The sequence below is a fragment of the Hoylesella marshii DSM 16973 = JCM 13450 genome, from assembly GCF_000146675.1.
GTDB classification, from domain to species: Bacteria; Bacteroidota; Bacteroidia; order Bacteroidales; family Bacteroidaceae; genus Prevotella; species Prevotella marshii.
Genome location: NZ_GL397214.1, coordinates 236,956 through 254,661 on the forward strand (window position 1 = coordinate 236,956; position 17,706 = coordinate 254,661).

Below are 17,706 nucleotides of genomic sequence, written 5' to 3' on the forward strand. Positions count from 1 at the left end.
AAGGGAAAAGAGGAAATTAAGATAGAGGGAAGATGGAAAAGAGCGGTAAACGAGGCTCGAACTCGCGACCCCCAGCTTGGGAAGCTAGTGCTCTACCAACTGAGCTATTACCGCCTGTTTGCTTAGGAGCCGATACCCGGACTCGAACCGGGGACCTATTCATTACGAATGAATTGCTCTACCAACTGAGCCATATCGGCCGATACTCCCTTAAAAAAAGGTGATGCAAAGGTAATGCTTTTAATTGGAAATACTTCCATCTCCCTCAAGAAATATCTCGCATTAATAGTAATTAACTATTATGTTATCTCTTAGACCCCAATCGGTCATGAGACCGCTTATCCACCCTTTCAATAGGGATGACATGGCTTCCTGTCATCTTTTATTTGCTTACCGACATCTTGTCTGCTGTCCTTTCTCGATGTAGCCCGCTACGCCTTCAACAGGGTGGCAGACCATCTGAACGACCATCCAACAAAGTCTGTACAAGTTCTCATGACCGATTGCGGTTAAAAGTGAGGGCACCAATCAATAAACCCGCAATACATCTCCCACCTTAATTTGATAATCGGGTGAAAGGTCATTCTTTCTGTACAAGCTTTTCAGTCTGATTCCATATTGCTGTGAGATAGAATACATGCTGTCGCCTGCTTTTACAATGTGCGGTTTGCCTTTATATGCCTTGTCGGCTTTCTTACGTTTCTTCTTCAAGTACACGATATCACCTTCATGAAGGATGTCTTTCCGGTTGCGCTCATTGTAACTTGCCAATGCTCGTGCAGGTATATCCACTTCTTCTCCGATAGTTTTAAACGTGTCTCCCTCGCGGGCTTTCAAGTAGTAATTGCGGTTGTAGATATAAATAGGGTGTAATTTCCCGCCTTTCTGCACCGGTTTGTCAGTAGAAGAGTGGTGTGCCATGAACTTATCATAGCGGGTAGCGGTGTCATATTCGTATAGTTTGTAGAGTTGAATAATCTCAATCAATTTAGCTGCATATTGGGGATTGGTGGCATATCCACACTCTTTCAGCCCATAAGCCCATCCTTTGTAATCCGTTGTTTCCAAACTAAAGAGCTTCCGATAACGGGGTTTTGTGGCCAAGAACTTGCTGTGGTCTTCGTAGCTCTCATAGACATTTTTATAGGCTCTGAAGCATTCGTTCGTCGCATCGTCGTCATGATAGGTTGTCGCTCCTGTCCAATCGTGACATTTTATACCGAAATGGTTGTTGCCTTTTACCGATAGTTCGCTCAGACCAGCTCCGCTTTCGAGCAGTCCCTGTGCCAAGGTAATGCTGGCGGGAATACGATATTTCAGCATCTCTTCTATGGCCAAATCCTTGTATTGGTCGATATAAGTCTGATACGTGGTGTTCCATTTTATAGGCATACTTGCCCTGCCTGCCAAGAAAAAAACGGAGATGAACAATAAACCGATAACCTTTTTCATATTCATTGCCTATTAAGAAAAAAAGCGACGCCCCAACATCTTGAACATCGCTTTTGTAGTGGATAGGGGAATCGAACCCCTATGCCAAGATTGAGAATCTTGTATCCTAACCGTTAGATGAATCCACCCTATGTATTTGAAATTCAGGATTGCGTTTCGCCGTTTGTCGCTTTCTTGATAGCTACAAGACAGCAGATGCTTACTGAAATCCGGTGCAAAGGTATTACTTTTCCTGCAAATCACCAAATATTCATCATGTTTTTTAAGTTTTTATATTTATACTATTGCCGGCCTTGTCGCTCTCTCCGAATAGCCTTTATGATAAGGGTTATAGACGGGTTGTGAAATCTGACAATGCCAAAAAGTGATTTTCACATTGTCAGAATGCGATTTTCACAATGTCAGAATTTCGATGTTTGTATCAATTCTTGCCCATACATCTAAAAAACGACAGGCGGTGTATGAATTTCTTTCCGAAAAATTTGGCTGTTTCTATAATAAGTTTTACCTTTGCACACGCAAACTTATTACCGTATAGCGGGGTAGGTGAGGGCTTTTAGCTCAGTTGGTTAGAGCAACAGACTCATAATCTGGAGGTCCCAGGTTCAAGCCCTGGATGGCCCACATGCAGTAAAGGGGATATGCCGAAATGGGCATATCCCTTTTTTTTACCCCAATTGGTGGGGTGATATTACTTTGCGGCATAGATTTGTAACTTTCCACTCTGTTTTTATGATGATTCTTTAGTATCTGATGCTCAAAAGTTTGGGATGGTAATTTCTATCCCTAATCGTTCATGAGACCGTTTATCTGCCATTTTATAGGGATGATATCATTTCCTGTACAGACCCTCATGGCCGATTTGGGTTTTGGGGTGTAAAGTTACGGATGATAAGTCGGCATTCGTACCCTGTACAGATGCCGTTCGTACGTGGCATAGGTGGCGTTTGTACAGGGAAAGGTCGGTAATCTTTCTCCGCGCAAATCGCATTGCCGATGTAAGCAAGGTAAGTGCCGTAGGTGCGAAAGACCGTTTGCCGCATGCAACATTGTGCATTAGAATACGCTCTTCCCACAAAATAGAAGGGGTTGATGGGATTATCTCATGCTTTTCTTTCTGTAAAGGTGATGCTGTCAAATAAAATGTGTAACTTTGTAAGCATAAATGATAATTGAAAACTTATATATTATGAAAAGAAAAAGATTTGCAGGTTTGCTGCTAACCTTAGTATGGGCATCGGCAACTGCATGGGGACAAGGTCCTCATGGAACCGGTACCTACTATGCCTCGGCCGACGGAAAGAAGGGGCAAGGATTGAAAACGGAACTCTCTGCCATCATAGGTCAAGGAGTGAAGGATTTAGGTTATGGTGGCCTATGGAATGCTTATCGTACCACTGATGTCAGAGCTGATGGCAAGATATGGGACATGTATTCCAGCACTACAAGCTATGACCCTGTGACCGGACATGCCGGAAACTATAGGAAAGAAGGCGATATGTACAACCGCGAACACTCCATTCCGCAGAGCTGGTTTAGGAAAGCTTCACCCATGAAATCCGACCTCTTCCATGTTTATCCCACCGATGGATATGTGAACAATAAGCGCAGTAACTATCCCTTTGGCGAAACCAACGGCGAGATATATCAATCTAATGGTGGACACAGTAAGCTCGGAGCCTGTACGACTGCCGGGTATTCGGGCACGGTGTTCGAGCCGGCCGACGAATACAAGGGCGATTTTGCGCGTACCTATTTCTATATGGCCACCCGTTATGAGAATGAGATAAGCACATGGGGTGGCGGTGTCTTCGGTCATGGCACCTATCCGGGCATTGCCGATTGGGCATTGAAGATGTTTATCCGTTGGGCAAAGAACGATCCCGTAAGCGAAAAGGAAATCAAACGAAACAATGAAGTGTACAAATTACAGCACAACCGCAATCCTTTCATCGACTATCCCGGGTTGGAACAGTTTATCTGGGGCGACAGCGTGAACGTAGTTTTCCGTTATACGAATTCGGAAACACCGCCCACGCCTCCTAAACCTAATCCCAATCCCGATGACCCAATAATGCCACCCGCCGGTACACAGGTGTTCAAGAAGGTGACCTCTGCGGCTGACCTGCAGGCAGGTCGCACTTATCTCATCGTACACGAGACCGGCAGCAAAGCCCTGTCTGCTGCCGAAGCAAATCGCTACAGAAAAGTGGCTCCCGTGGTTATCAATAGCCAAACCATCACGACAGAAACGGGCGTGGCTGGCAAACCTTATATGCTGACATTGGGAGGTACAGATGGTGCTTATACCTTTTATGATGCCATAGGTGGCAAATATCTGTCGTACTCCGGCTCATCCAATGGCATCTACACTGCCGATGCTGCCACTTCGACAGAGGCACAATGGAGTATAACAATTGAGGCCGATGGCACCGCGCTCATTAAGAGTGCCGCTGTACCCGGCCGTGCCATCTTCTATAATCCCCATTCTCCGAGGTTTGCTTGCTATACCTTAACCAAGGGCATGGATGCAGTAACCCTCTATGTGAATGCACCGGTAACAGCCATTCATCCGCTGCTAACAACAGACGATGCCCTTGTTGATGTCTATGGAATAGACGGGCGTAAGGTGCGCCATGGCGTAAAACAAGGCGATGCTTTCAGAGGATTGCCACAAGGTATCTATATCGTAGGTGGAAAGAAATACATCGTCAGATAACGAGAATGCCATATATAAACTATAAGCGGAGGTGCCTCTATTGAGTTCCTCCGCTATTTACCCTCAATCGACCATGAGAGCCTCTTAGGAAGTTATGTCATCCCTATTGAAATGGTAGATAAACTGTCTCATGGTCGATTGGGGGTTATTAAATCTTATACTTGTTTTTCTTCTTGGCACGATGCGGAACAATGCTCCCCGACATGCCGAAATCCGAATTGCCGCGTGCCACACCGCGATATTGCCTCCACCGTTGTTTTATCTTATATACATAGTCGGCAGTCTCAGTGCCACGCATATAGCCGTATTTCACCACGGGGTCTCGATAGTATCGCGGGTCACTTAGTTTGAGCACAAAGTCGGAGACATCGCCCCACTGATACCTATTCTTGCCATGTTTAGTAGCCAACGCCATGGCATCGCGTATATGCAGATAGCCCCCGTTGTAGCTGCCCAATACGAAATGAATGCGCTCCATCCTGTCGGGCACATCGCGGAACTTATCACTCAATTCCTGTAGGTAGCGGACGGCAGCTGCAATGTTGGCTTCCGGCTCGTAGAGTTGTGCATGCGGAAGTCCCAAATGAGTGGCTGTAGAGGGGAGAATCTGCATCAATCCGCATGCACCAGCCCATGATTGAGCTTTCGGATCGAAGCAGGATTCCTGATAACATTGTGCTGCCAACAGTCGCCAATCCATCCTTGCCACAGGCGCATACATCATAAACAAACGGTCGTATTTCGAGATGATACCACCGGCACGATTGAGCATAGGGGCATAGACATGACGTCGCACGGTCTGCATGGTCAGCAACTGCCGTTCCTCACGTTGCGCCTCTGCAAGCAACTGCGGACGAAACCAATGATTCAGACTATCTGCCAGCGCATGGTTTTCGGGGTTTACTGCCCACTGTGCCTGCTCCTTTTCGGTATAAGGCCCGCAGAAATTCAGTTTGCCTTTCATGCTTTTAGGCAATGGAAAGGCGATGACATCGGCATCGCCCCGCTCTAATCGTTTCACCATTTCAAGCGTATCTTTACATAACTCCACACGCAGCGAAACGCCTATCTTCTGCGCAAACTTCTCACATAGCAGATATTGCGTACCCATGCCTCGACCACGGTAATCATAGTAGGTGTCGGGGCCGGAGAGAGTCAGCATAATCATTTCGCCATTGTCAATCATATCATCGAGTGTAAAACCCTTATCGGTCGTGATGGAATCGGTAATATCCACCCGTCCCCAAGGGGTAACGACTGCATCCTCTTTCTTCTTAGTACAAGAAAGAAACAAAAGGGCGAGCAACGATAATAATAAAGCAAAAGATTTCATCTGATAACCATTTCAAAGGGCAACTGTTCTCGCAGTCCCGCACTTGCGAATCAGCTGCAAAAGTACAACATTTCTTTGGATAGTCTCATCAAAAAGGTTACTTTTGCAGCAAATTCATCGGATAACACCGAGACTCAAAGCACGCAATCAATGAAAGATTTACAGAAATGGGCAAGACCCTGTATTTGGAAACTTGCCGAGCAGAATCGCTCCGAAGAGAACCGTATTCGACCGAGAGCCGGTATATTGCTTGATGCGAATGAAAGTCCGTATCATACGCTGCTGAATCGTTATCCCGACCCCTCACAGTACAGACTACGGGAAGCTGTGTCGCGACTGAAAGGTGTGTCATCTGACGAGCTGCTTATGAGTAACGGAAGTACCACGATGGTAGATTTCTTGTTTCGTTGCTTTTGCCGGCCAGGCATTGATAACGCCATGAGCTTTGCACCTACTGCACCTTTATATGCCCGCTATGCTGCCATCAATGAAGTGGAATACCGCACTGTGCCACCTGATGCCGGCTATCAGTTGAATGCTACGCGACTGTTAACTGCTTGTAATGACAGGACAAAGCTCGTATGGCTGTGCTCGCCCAACAATCCTACGGGCAACAACCTCAATCGTAAAGAGATGGAGCGAGCGATAGCCGGTTTTGATGGCATCGTGGTTGTAGATGAGCGGTATGCAGACTTCTCTATGCAAAAAACATTCCGGAGTGAGATACATCGCTATCCTAATCTCATAGTGCTCAACTCAATGAGCCATGCTTGGGGTTGTGCAGCCCTTGGTCTGTCGATGGTTTTCGCACGAAAAGAACTTATCGACTTTTTCCTTTGTGCAGGATTCACTTCCCCCGTTAGTCTTTCTGTGGAGGAGAAGATAGTCGAACGATTGGAAGACCCCTATGAAGTAGAACGTTGGGTGAAGTTGCTCTTACAAGAGAGGGACAGACTGATGGAGGCATTCCGGTTGCTCCCTGTATGTGAAGAGGTATTTCCATCAGACGCAAACTTCTTCCTTGCTAAAATGAAAGATGCTCAACGGATCTACACCTATTTAGCAAACAAAAATATCATGGTGAGTAATCAATCAATGACACCCCATTGCGAAGAATGCCTAAGAATCACGATTGGAACGCGTACTGAAAACACAGAACTACTATCTGCTCTCAGGCAATTTGAGTAGCATGCAGTGATGCAACCTCAACTTTTCTGCTCACTATAGAAATAAAGGATGGTCTTAGATGTTGCACAGTTGCCGATAAGGACACGTAGCACAAATGCGCGGGTTGTCAGTCGGTATGAATGGTATAGATGGCTCATATATCTCGGTGAGTACCTGCATGAATCGCGTTTCGTATTCTTCAGCATAGTCACGCACATCTGCAATTCGTTCTTTACCGAAGAATAGGGTAGGGTCGTAGTTATCAGCCCCGCTATGCTGTATAAATAATAAGGCAGGACTGACGGGCAGGTCATCGGGATTATACTCTTTCGACGTGCGCACAATGAGTGAATATAAGAGTGTTTGCAGGTAGTAATCACTGTGCTTGGTGAGAATCTTCGTCGTATCAAACACTTCCTCTACATCAGACAGTCGAGGTTGTTGTCCACTTCCCGTTTTGTAATCGACCACGCGTAGGAGGACTCCGCCTTGATTATCGCTTACGCGGTCGAGTCTGTCAACCATACCACCCACCTTTATGTTCAGCGTGCCTTGCGAAGTGGTGATGGTAAACGAAGTTATCACTTTCTTTTCTAAACCTTGGATGGTGAAAGGAGCCAAGCGGCGGTCTATCTGTAACAGCTGTTTTAGGTAATGAACAATCACCTTTTGGTTGATAAGCTGCAAGCCGTTGTAGTTCATCGGTTGTCGGTTGGCCTCTTTGATGTTGAAGAGTTCCTCGTCAAAGGCCTGTTTCACGATAGCAGCAAGCAAGTGGGGAGACTTTAAGAAACGGTCGATGTCGGTCTCGGTCACGGTCTCTCTATGAACATGCTCTTTGTAAATCAGTTCGGATGCACGGTGGAAGATGTTTCCGAAGCTGCGGTTGTCTATCTCTTCCTCTTCCATATTCTCGGGCTCTTTGATGCCGGCTACCTGATTGTAGTAGAATTGCAGCGGACAGCGCAGGTAGCGGTTGATAGCCGTGGGTGAAATGTAATCGAGCTGTTGGGTGAGCCGTTGCATCACGTCCTCCCCCTTTTCTATAGGTGTGGGCTTAGAGAAGATGGGCTTGCGACCGGCTTGCAAGGTTTGTCGTGCTATCTTCTGGTGACTTTCCACGAGCAGTTGTAACATAAAGCGGCTCATCTCGCCCGTTTTCCCCTCTTCGGTGGCATTGTTGTAGACCAATGTGACATGTTTGGCACGCTGTATCAGTCGATGGAAATAATAGGAGGAAATAGCCACTTTATGGTCAGTGGTGGTCAGTCCGTAGGCCTGTCGTATGGCGTGGGGAATGAAAGAAGCGTCATTCAGTCCCTTAGGCATATTGCCTTCGTTGCAGGAGAGTATGAGTATGTTGTCGAAGTCGATGTTGCGCGTTTCGAGCATTCCCATCACCTGAATGCCTACCGCCGGTTCTCCATGAAATGGAATAGAAGTGGATGAAACCAGCTGTTGGATGAGTCGTTCAAGTGTGTTGGAATCGACCGCAAGGTCTTCTTCCTCAATCAATGCGCAGAGCCTATTCAATAGTGTGTACATTCGGAACAGCGATTCCTGCATCAATGGGTCTGTCGCTTCCATGCGTTGGGCGGAGAGATTGATGGCGATACGCCGAATGAGGGTCAACAACCACCGGCAAGTTTGTAGGTTTTCAGGAGCGTCGGAGGGTTCGGTATGGAAGAGCAGGGTGAGCCCTTCGTCGATTGTCAGTTCTTTTTCTTCGGGGAAGAAACGTCTTTCGCTTCGTAAGCGGGCAAGCAGTCTGCCGCTGTTTTCGGAGATATAACGGGCGTAGGGATGACGCAGTAACGGACTGATGCTGCTGAGTCGGTAGCGGCAACGTCGGTTGCTTTTATTGTAGGAGCGCAATACAAGGAGCTGCGAGACCAGCGCAGCTACAGGCGATTGCGAGAGCGGATAGCCCGTAGTGATATTTACCTGTGTGGCTTCGGGCGGCAAACAATGGATAACAGTTGGCAGAAGGTCTTCGTTACACAACACGATGGCCGTCTTGCGGCCGGCCTCTATGCGGCCATTCTCTCTCAGCCAATCAGCGATATAGCGTGCTTGTATGTTTTCAGTTGGCGCAGAGATATAAGTCATCTCTTTGGGATGGCGTAGGTTATCGTAAAGTTCGTCATCGTGTGAGTTAAGTTCGTTAGGAAAATATTTCAGGTATTGACCGATGTAATATCCAGCTTCGTGGACGGGCGACGGCTCTTTTGGCATGTAATACTTGTCGAAATCCCAGTAGAAGCATGCCTTTCCGTCTGATTTCAGCTTTGAAAAGAGCGTTTGCTCTACTTTCTGCAAAAGGTTGAAACCTACGAAAATATAGCAATCATAGTTGTATTTCACGCCGACATCCTCTACTACTTCGCGGTAAAGTGCTCCTTCGTAGGCAATGCCTTGCGACTTGATGAGGTCGTTGAACTGCCTGTAGACCTCGTATAGATTGTTCCACAAACGTATAAACTTTTCTTTGAGAAGACTGTGTTGCTCTTCAGAAAAATGATGGAAGAAGCGTTTCAGCAGGGCTTTTTGTTCTTCCGTGAGATACGAAAGGTCGTCGTATTCGTGCACATCCCTTAGATTAGCGAACACGCGGCTTGCCTCCGCCATGTTCTTATCAATGTCGTCGAAGTCTGCAAGCAGCAGTTGTCCCCATCCATAAAAGCGGTCTATGGGTTCATTAGAGCCGGTAATGTCAGAGAAACACTTGTAAAGGTCGCTGATGAGCTTGATAGGATCGCCGACTGTCAGACGGCTGTGACGACGAAAGAGGTCGCTGATGGTGATATAAGCGGGGCTCCACAACGGTTTGCCTGCAGCCTTTGCTAACTCTTCATTGAGAAATAACGCCGCTCGTTTGTTGGGAAACACAATTGCGATACGCGACAAACGATTGCCGTATTTCTCTATCAAGTCTTGTGCAACGCACTGTAAGAAAGTTTTGTTCATTTCACTTCAATGATTTGATTGCTGAATACGAGCCAAATGAATCCTTTGACATGGCGGTTTCCCATCTCCTCCAACAGACGCATGTAGCTGCGCACCTGTTCGTGGTAGGCCGGCCTTTCACGCCCAAACTTAAAGTCTACCACAAGGGTCTCGCCATCGTGTTGCATCACACGGTCTGGGCGATGTTTTACGGCTTCGCCTGTTTTTGCATCAACAGAGAGTATCGTGCATTCATTGAAAATTTCCCATTTATCGGAGAACCAGTCTGCTACTACGGGATTGGAAAACTTCTCCCGCAGCGTTGCACGCAATTCCTCGGCCGTCAGTTCCTCGTCATAGAGAATGCCGTTGAACTCGAAATCGCGCAGCGTAGGTTCTATATCGTCTGCAGTGCGGATAGCGGAGAAAAGGCGATGCAACACGTTGCCCATCTTGATGTATTGGCTTTGCGGGTTTTCATCCTTGTCGGTCTCAATGAAATCTTTACTTGGATTGCTCTGCCGAAATGCTATTGAACTACGGAAAGTCTTCATAGACGGGTGACAGGCTGTTACAGGTTGCAGGAATACATTCTGCGTATCGCGGCTCGATGTCTGTTTTGGCACGTAGATATTGCCGTATTCAAAGACGATGGATGCCGTTTTCTCGCCGCCCGATTCGGTCACTGTTGCCCCATCAAGGCTATTGGGCAAGGTTTCTATTACATCTTTTATGACGGCCGAACGCGTATTGTCTCCCTTTCGTTTGCCGAAAACCACAAGGTTGTGGCTGGCACGTGTGAATGCTACATATAAAAGGTTGAGGTTATCAACCGTGTTTTGCAGATGTTCATGTATGTAGTCTTGCTCGTAGATAGTGCCGCGCATACGCTTCGGATAGTAGTCGATGGGCACGATGGGCAGTTCGTTGAACGGTGCAACGGCCGGTCTGCACCATATTGTATCGCCTAATTTTTCGAGTTGCCAATCGCAGAACGGGATGATGACATGGTCGTATTCCAACCCTTTACTCTTATGAATGGAGATGAGCCGGATACCATCGGCTACGTCGCTTTGTATGGTATATTCGTGCAGCGAGTTGTCCCATTCGCGCAGAAAGGCATCAATATCGGCGGTATTTTCTTTCAGGTAGTCGTTCAGCCGGTCGTAGAATGCGCAGACATAGGCACCTTGTTCAGGCAAAGTGTCTAAGCTGAAAATATCGTAGAGTCGTTCTACCAAGTCATAGAACGGCATCGAGAGTAGCTCGTAGGTATGTTCGGTAAACTCGGCAGGCAGGCAGGCATCCAGCGCATCCTTGTCGGCGAGCAGTTTGCTGTCGGTATTTTTGTGGCCGAGTACTCCTTTCCGGTAGGCTTTTACGAGGCTGGCCTTTGCGAGTAAGTCCTGTTCGTGGGTTAATACCTGCAAGGCATTAATCATTATCTGCACAGCGAGTGAGGCATCAAGGCGGAATGCTTCGTCTGAAACAAGCGGCATATCAGGGCATTCACGCATGAAGAAATCGGCGATGACGGGAATGTCTCTGTTCCATCTTACAAGGATGGCAATGCGTGAAAGCGATATGCCGAGGGCAACGAAACTTTGCAGCATATCTTTCATGCGGCGCAATACTTCTTGTTGATAATCGTCTTCGGGCAGCAGTTCTATACGCACGTATCCGTTGTCGGCACGCTTTTCGGGTATTTGTTGCTCCACATCGGCATAGGCTTTGCCGAGCTGTGCGATTTCCGGAGCATCGCTTTCGGCTCGCAACCGCTCCGTTTCCCGCGCTGCAGCGGCAGCAAAGAAGTGATTGTTGAATGCAATGATACGCCTTTGAGAACGATAATTGGTGTCCAATGGCAGTATTTCCATTTCGGCGCGGCTTTGTTCAAACTCCGTCTCAATATTGTTCAGAAGCCGCCAATCACCGGAACGCCAGCGATAAATGCTCTGCTTCACGTCGCCCACGATCAGGTTTTTTTTGCCGTGTCCCATGCATTCGCGCAGCAAAATCTTGAAATTCTGCCATTGCACGGTGCTTGTGTCTTGGAACTCATCTATCATGATATGTTCTAACCGTGTACCAATTTTCTCGAAGATGAAAGGCGAATCGGTGTCCTTGACTAAGCGATGAAGAAAGGTTTGCGTATCGCTGAGCATGAAACGGTTTAACTCGCTGTTGATGTTACGCATCTGCTGCTCGATGCTACCCAAAAGTCGCAGCTGGTCGAGATGACGCAATGTGAGTTCGGCAGATTGATAGAGAGACCATTGACGGGCGCGTTCCGCCTCGGTTTCGATAAGCAATGCGTGTAACACACTTTCCACCGCATCACGCACAAGAGGAGCGGTGTTCTTATCAGATTTCCTTACCCATTTTTCAGTATCTGCCATACAGTCTCTCACGCGCTGTCCTACGATATCGGCATCGAATGTTCCGTTACGCAGTTTGATGAAATAGCTGCATATCCCCGTTGAGCCGTATGCAAATGAATCGATGCTAAGTCCGCGTTCATCGAGTGTGCGGAAGAACGTCTCTCCATAGCTTTTTATCCGCTGCACGGCAGTTTCTTTTAGGGTACGGAGTTTCTTCATGTATTCGGTAAAGAAGTGTTCGTCGGCAAATCGCTTGTGCAGTACATCGCTGTTTTGCTTGTAGAACTCCTTGAAGATGTTCTCGCCGAAGCGTTTGAGTTGGCCGATAATATTCCATGATTTATCTTCCGAGATGTTGTTCTCAATATATCGGATAATCCAATTCAACATGACGTTGTGTTCGTCGAGCTCTTCTATCAGCTTATCCACGGCCTGTTGCTCCACTTGTCGGTCGTTCAGTTCCACGCGCAAGTTGGCATTTAAGTCGAGTTCTCTTGCCAGATTCCTCAACACACTTTGAAAGAAAGTATCTATCGTCTCTACCCTGAAATAGCTGTAGTTGTGTAAGAGTAAGCGCAGGGCAATGCCGGCACGCTCTGCGGCGACAGCGGGCGACAGTTCGAGCGTGTGGCAAATCCGGTCGGTATAGGCCTGCGAATCGGGCAACAACTTCCATATTCCGTAGAGTTGGCCGAGGATTCGCATCTTCATCTCTTCGGTTGCTTTGTTTGTAAAGGTAACAGCAAGGATGGAAGCGTAAGCGTATGGGTCGCGTATAAGCAGTTTCATATACTCCACGGCCAAGGTAAAGGTCTTTCCACTGCCTGCACTTGCCTTGTAGATGGTGAGAGATTTTGGCGTTTCAACCGTGTGTGAAAGTCTTTCCGCGGTGTTTTTCTCCATGTCGTATTTCTTGTTCTGTCGGTTGTTCTCCTATGTTTATGCGGTTAGCATCCTATCCGTTTCCTCGTGTTTTGATTCCCTTCGTGGCGTAGCAAAGTTGCTTCGGTTTTGTAAGAGCTATGCTTTGAAGACGTGAAAGCTATGCTTTGACGCGCTCAAAGCTAAGGGATGACGATGCCAAAGCTATGCTTTGAGAACCGTCTTCCTTAAGTGTTGATTTACAGACGATTATCTTCGGCTGTCTGTCTGCGATTGTTCTTTCAGTAAATCGCGAATCTCCATGAGCAATTTCTCTTCGTTTCCGGGTTCAGCAGGGGCAGCCGGCGCTTCCTCTTTCTTGCGTGACAGCACGTTGATACCTTTTATAAGCATGAAAATACAGAAAGCAATGATGAGAAAATCGATGACATTCTGGATAAACATACCATATTTAATATTGGCAGCTCCGATGGTAATGGCGAGTTCCTTAAAGTCTATTCCACCTGTCAGCACACCGATAATGGGCATCAGGATGTCGTCTACCATCGATGAAACGATTTTTCCGAAAGCTCCACCGATGATGACTCCCACAGCCATGTCCATGACATTGCCTCGCATGGCGAAAGCTTTAAACTCATTCAAGAAGTTGTTCATACGTTTTATTTTTGCGATATTTTCTGTTGATAACGTGTGCAAATATAAAAAATATTTTGTATCTTTGTGGCCGATAACAAAGAAAAAACGAGAAAGAGAGTCGCTTTTTGTCTTGCGAAGACTTTCTGCAGAGAGAGTGTTGGCAGAGCGATGAATTTAAGGTAAAAATAGAACATAGTTTTCAACCCTTTAAAAATAAAATAATAAAATGATTAAGATTGGTATTAACGGATTTGGCCGTATCGGCCGTTTTGTATTCCGTGCGTCTCTCGAAGAGGCCAATGCAAAGGATGTAGTAGTAGTGGGTATCAACGATTTGTGCCCTGTTGATTATTTGGCATACATGCTGAAGTACGACACGATGCACGGTACCTTCAAGGGAACCATCGAAGCCAATGTTGAGAAATCTCAGCTGATTGTCAATGGTAACGTTATTCGTGTGACGGCAGAACGCAATCCCGCCGATTTGAAATGGAATGAAGTCGGTGCAGAATACGTAGTAGAGTCTACCGGTTTGTTCCTCTCTAAAGAGAAGTCTCAAGGGCATATTGATGCAGGTGCCAAGTATGTAGTGATGTCGGCACCGTCGAAAGACGACACGCCTATGTTCGTTTGCGGTGTAAACGAGAAGTCTTACGTGAAAGGAACGCAGTTTGTTTCCAACGCTTCTTGCACCACCAACTGCTTGGCTCCCATAGCTAAAGTGCTGAACGATAAATGGGGTATCGCCGATGGATTGATGACAACGGTACACTCTACCACAGCTACCCAGAAGACAGTAGACGGCCCTTCCATGAAAGATTGGCGTGGCGGACGTGCTGCTTCAGGTAATATCATCCCCTCATCTACAGGTGCTGCTAAGGCTGTAGGTAAGGTAATTCCCGCTCTGAACGGCAAGTTGACAGGTATGTCGATGCGTGTTCCTACACTCGATGTATCGGTTGTAGACCTCACTGTTAATCTGGCAAAGCCTGCTTCTTATGCTGAGATTTGCGCAGAGATGAAGAGAGCATCTGAAGGAGAACTGAAAGGTGTGCTGGGTTACACAGAAGACGCAGTGGTTTCTTCCGACTTCCTCGGCGACGCACGTACCTCTATCTTCGATGCTAAAGCAGGTATCGCCTTGACAGACACGTTTGTAAAGGTCGTTTCTTGGTATGACAATGAAATCGGTTACTCACATAAGGTGGTAGAACTGATTAAACACATGGCCAAAGTAAACGGCTAATTCGTTTTCAACGGAATATCCATAAAAAGTCATCCGGTATTTGCCGGATGGCTTTTTTTTCGTATTTTTGCACGGAGCAAGTTGCTTTCGGGCGGGTAATAACGTTGCCATATACCGCAGGGGTGAACCTCCTTTGGAGCCAATGAATAAGATAATAACCATATTAGGACCAACGGCAAGCGGGAAAACTGAGCTTGCAGCAGCACTGGCTGCCGACATCGGAGGAGAGATTATCAGTGCCGATAGCCGTCAGGTATATGAAGGTATGGATATTGGAACAGGCAAAGATTTGTCGGATTATCATGTAAATGGTATTGACATACCATACCATCTCATTGATATCTGCAAACCCGGTACGAAATACAACTTGTTTCGCTATCAGCAGGATTTCCATACTGCCTATGAAAAAGTATGCGCACGAGGGGCAATACCTATTCTCTGTGGTGGCACAGGATTGTATATAGAGGCTGTTTTGAAAGGATATGCCCTGTCGCCGGTGCCACAAAATGAGGCATTGAGAAAGGAGTTGTATGGCCATTCGTTAGAGGAGCTGACGCAAACGCTGAAAAAACTGAAACGGGAAAACGGCTCTGTGATGCATAACCGCTCGGATGTAGATACGGTGAAACGTGCCGTCCGAGCTATAGAAATAGAGGAATACAATCGTGTTCATCCCTTGCCCGAACGACAAATGCCGCCCATTGATGCACTGATAGTAGGCGTAGCAATAGACCGAGAAGAGCGTAGGAGAAAGATAACATACCGACTTCTCCGGCGGCTCAATGAGGGAATGGTAGAGGAGATACGTGGTTTGCTCAACAGAGGCATTGAGGCCGAAGACCTGATATATTACGGATTGGAATATAAATACGTGACAGAGTATGTTGTGGGACGGCTTTCTTACGACGAAATGTTCGACCGTCTGGAAATCGCTATCCATCAGTTTGCTAAACGACAGATGACGTGGTTTCGAGGAATGGAGCGTCGCGGATTCGTCATTCATTGGTTAGACGCAGGACTGCCGATGGAGGAAAAGATACAGAAAATAAAGGAACGATTAAGTTGTGAATGATATGGAACAGACACGATGGGGCATCATCTACTGCCCGAAGCACGACGGGCTTTCACGACCGGCAAAGCATTGGAAGAAAATAGAACGATGTTTGGCGCAGAATGACGTAGACTTCGATTTCGTGCAAAGCGAAAATTCCAAGAGTGTGGAGAGACTTGTCACCATGATGATAGACAACGGTTACAAGACGATTGTCATCGTTGGGGGAGATTCTGCTTTAAATGATGCCGTGAATTGCTTGATGCGTGCAGAGAAAAAGGTACGTGATTCCATTGCGTTGGGTATCATTCCAAATGGCGTAATGAATGATTTCGCCCATTATTGGGGCTTCCGCGAGAGCGAAACAGACCAGACTGTAAAGTGGCTGAAAGCAAGAAGAGTGCGCCGGATAGACCTCGGTTGCATACGTTATACGAACAGAAAGGACGAAAAATGTTACCGTTATTTCCTGAATTGCATCAATGTAGGACTGATAGCCACGATTATGAACCTGCGAAGGCAGACCCGTCGTGTCTTCGGTTCTCGCACCATATCATTCGTTATCTCGTTATTGTTGTTATTATTCCAACGCTTGGAATATAAAATGCGCATCAAAATTAACGAAGATGTGATACAGAGAAAAATCATGACAATATGTGTGGGAAACGCAGCGGGTTACGGACAAACGCCCAATGCAGTGCCTTATAACGGTCTTTTGGATGTTTCGGTGGTGTATCACCCTGAGATGACGCAGCTGATTGAGGGGATTTATCTCTTCTTGCGGGGAAAGTTTCTCAACCATAGGAGCGTGCATCCCTATCGCACGAAAGAAGTGGAAATATTGGCAGAAAGCCGCACGCTCATCGGAATAGACGGCCGACAGATGACAACTCCTGTGGGGGCATACCGTATTACTGTAGAGCAGGAAGTCATCAACTTCCTGATTCCCGCATAAACCTCAATCATCCGATGTTGGAAATCCGATGGATTTCCTCCATATTCATTAGTTTTATCTTCTTTCCGTCGATAGCTATCAGTTGTTCATTGGCAAAGGCCGAGAGCGTTCTGATAGCATTGCTCGTGGTCATATTGGAGAGATTGGCGAGGTCTTCGCGGCTCATGTAGGTACTGAGGGTGCGTCCGTCTTCCTCAATGCCATAGTTGTCGCGCAGAAAGAGCAATGCTTCTGCAAGTCGACCACGTATGTGTTTCTGGGTGAGGTTGACGGTACGGTCGTCTGAAAGTCCTAACATGGTAGAGAGTTGCTTGATGAAATACATGCTGATGCAGGCATTTTCGCTCATGAGGTTTACCAAAACATCGAGTGGAAGGAAAGCAACAATGGAGGGCTCAAAGGCCTTCGCCGCCGTTTTATAGTCTTCTTCGGCAAAGAATGCGCGGTAAGCAAACAGCTCGAAAGGCTTAATGGCACGTACAATTTGCGGACGTCCGCCAACCCCATCCTTATAAATTTTCACTTTACCGCTTACGAGGCACATCATGTTTCGAGGACTTTCGTGCTCTTTATAGATGATGTCGTTTTTGTCATAACGGCGTAGCGTGAGATTTTCTACAATGGTTGTCCGTTGCCGTTCTTCAAGAGGAGCCCATAATTCCGACAGTGTATTTGCAATATTTTCTTTGCGTATTTTGTCTTTGAGAGTCATATGATGTCGTCGATTTGTGGTCAGAAACAAGTTGTATGACAAGGATATCTGCGGAAGAATCCTGCATTTCAGTTACGCAAAATTAATCATTTTTCTTGACATAAGTAAGGCTTTTCATGGCTTTTTTATAGAAAATATAACAAAAAGGTTTAGGTAGAGGCACCTGATAAATGTAAAATGAATTTATCACAAAGCCATGATATGATTTCGTGGGATAACCTTTTCT

General features: G+C 46.6%; 11 protein-coding genes and 4 tRNA genes. 6 read left to right on the forward strand and 9 right to left on the reverse strand.

Annotation, left to right across the window (positions count from 1 at the left end; genetic code table 11):
- Positions 1-41: 41 nt before the first annotated feature.
- From HMPREF0658_RS01000 to HMPREF0658_RS01015, 4 genes are all read right to left on the reverse strand, one after another.
- Positions 42-114, reverse strand: a tRNA-Gly gene (locus HMPREF0658_RS01000).
- Between the two features lie 13 nt (positions 115-127).
- Positions 128-200 (reverse strand) — tRNA-Thr (locus tag HMPREF0658_RS01005).
- A 328-nt stretch (positions 201-528) separates the two neighbouring features.
- A complete protein-coding gene (locus HMPREF0658_RS01010) occupies positions 529-1,452 on the reverse strand; it encodes a glucosaminidase domain-containing protein (RefSeq protein ID WP_024990889.1) in 924 nt (307 codons plus the stop codon).
- A 56-nt stretch (positions 1,453-1,508) separates the two neighbouring features.
- Positions 1,509-1,580, reverse strand: a tRNA-Glu gene (locus HMPREF0658_RS01015).
- Positions 1,581-2,002: 422 nt separating this feature from the next.
- Between HMPREF0658_RS01015 and HMPREF0658_RS01020 the strand changes: the two genes are divergently transcribed.
- Positions 2,003-2,076, forward strand: a tRNA-Ile gene (locus HMPREF0658_RS01020).
- 565 nt (positions 2,077-2,641) lie between these two features.
- Positions 2,642-4,171: an HNH endonuclease signature motif containing protein gene (locus HMPREF0658_RS01025; RefSeq protein ID WP_024990890.1), complete on the forward strand. Its 1,530-nt coding sequence runs from the start codon at positions 2,642-2,644 to the stop codon at positions 4,169-4,171.
- Positions 4,172-4,319: 148 nt separating this feature from the next.
- Here HMPREF0658_RS01025 and HMPREF0658_RS11945 read toward each other — a convergent pair whose 3' ends face one another.
- Positions 4,320-5,504: a transglycosylase SLT domain-containing protein gene (locus HMPREF0658_RS11945; RefSeq protein WP_006947922.1), complete on the reverse strand. Its 1,185-nt coding sequence runs from the start codon at positions 5,502-5,504 to the stop codon at positions 4,320-4,322.
- Between the two features lie 150 nt (positions 5,505-5,654).
- Between HMPREF0658_RS11945 and HMPREF0658_RS01035 the strand changes: the two genes are divergently transcribed.
- Positions 5,655-6,692, forward strand: coding sequence for an aminotransferase class I/II-fold pyridoxal phosphate-dependent enzyme (locus HMPREF0658_RS01035; RefSeq protein ID WP_024990891.1), 1,038 nt, complete (start codon positions 5,655-5,657; stop codon positions 6,690-6,692).
- Positions 6,693-6,746: 54 nt separating this feature from the next.
- Here the strand turns inward: HMPREF0658_RS01035 and HMPREF0658_RS01040 are convergent, their stop codons facing one another.
- From HMPREF0658_RS01040 to mscL, 3 genes are all read right to left on the reverse strand, one after another.
- Positions 6,747-9,638, reverse strand: a complete 2,892-nt coding sequence (locus HMPREF0658_RS01040) for a PD-(D/E)XK nuclease family protein (RefSeq protein WP_006947925.1) — start codon at positions 9,636-9,638, stop codon at positions 6,747-6,749.
- On the reverse strand, positions 9,635-12,901 hold the full coding sequence (locus HMPREF0658_RS01045; protein WP_006947926.1) for a UvrD-helicase domain-containing protein: 3,267 nt from the start codon (positions 12,899-12,901) through the stop codon (positions 9,635-9,637). Before HMPREF0658_RS01045 ends, HMPREF0658_RS01040 begins: the two co-directional genes overlap by 4 nt.
- A 228-nt stretch (positions 12,902-13,129) precedes the next feature.
- Entirely contained in the window at positions 13,130-13,534 is a 405-nt protein-coding gene (gene mscL, locus HMPREF0658_RS01050) for a large-conductance mechanosensitive channel protein MscL (protein WP_006947927.1), read from the reverse strand.
- Positions 13,535-13,742: 208 nt separating this feature from the next.
- Between mscL and gap the strand changes: the two genes are divergently transcribed.
- The 3 genes from gap to HMPREF0658_RS01065 all read left to right on the forward strand — a co-directional run bounded on the left by gap (position 13,743) and on the right by HMPREF0658_RS01065 (position 16,768).
- On the forward strand, positions 13,743-14,762 hold the full coding sequence (gap, locus tag HMPREF0658_RS01055) for a type I glyceraldehyde-3-phosphate dehydrogenase (RefSeq protein WP_006947929.1): 1,020 nt from the start codon (positions 13,743-13,745) through the stop codon (positions 14,760-14,762).
- Between the two features lie 142 nt (positions 14,763-14,904).
- Positions 14,905-15,834 (forward strand): tRNA (adenosine(37)-N6)-dimethylallyltransferase MiaA, encoded by a 930-nt coding sequence (gene miaA / locus HMPREF0658_RS01060; protein WP_006947931.1) that lies wholly within the window; start codon positions 14,905-14,907, stop codon positions 15,832-15,834.
- 1 nt (position 15,835) lies between these two features.
- Complete coding sequence (locus tag HMPREF0658_RS01065; protein WP_006947932.1) at positions 15,836-16,768, forward strand: diacylglycerol/lipid kinase family protein; 933 nt, start codon at positions 15,836-15,838, stop codon at positions 16,766-16,768.
- Positions 16,769-16,775: 7 nt separating this feature from the next.
- Here the strand turns inward: HMPREF0658_RS01065 and HMPREF0658_RS01070 are convergent, their stop codons facing one another.
- Positions 16,776-17,480 carry a Crp/Fnr family transcriptional regulator gene (locus tag HMPREF0658_RS01070; protein WP_006947934.1) on the reverse strand — a complete coding sequence of 235 codons (705 nt, stop codon included), beginning with the start codon at positions 17,478-17,480 and terminating at the stop codon, positions 16,776-16,778.
- Positions 17,481-17,706 lie beyond the last annotated feature (226 nt).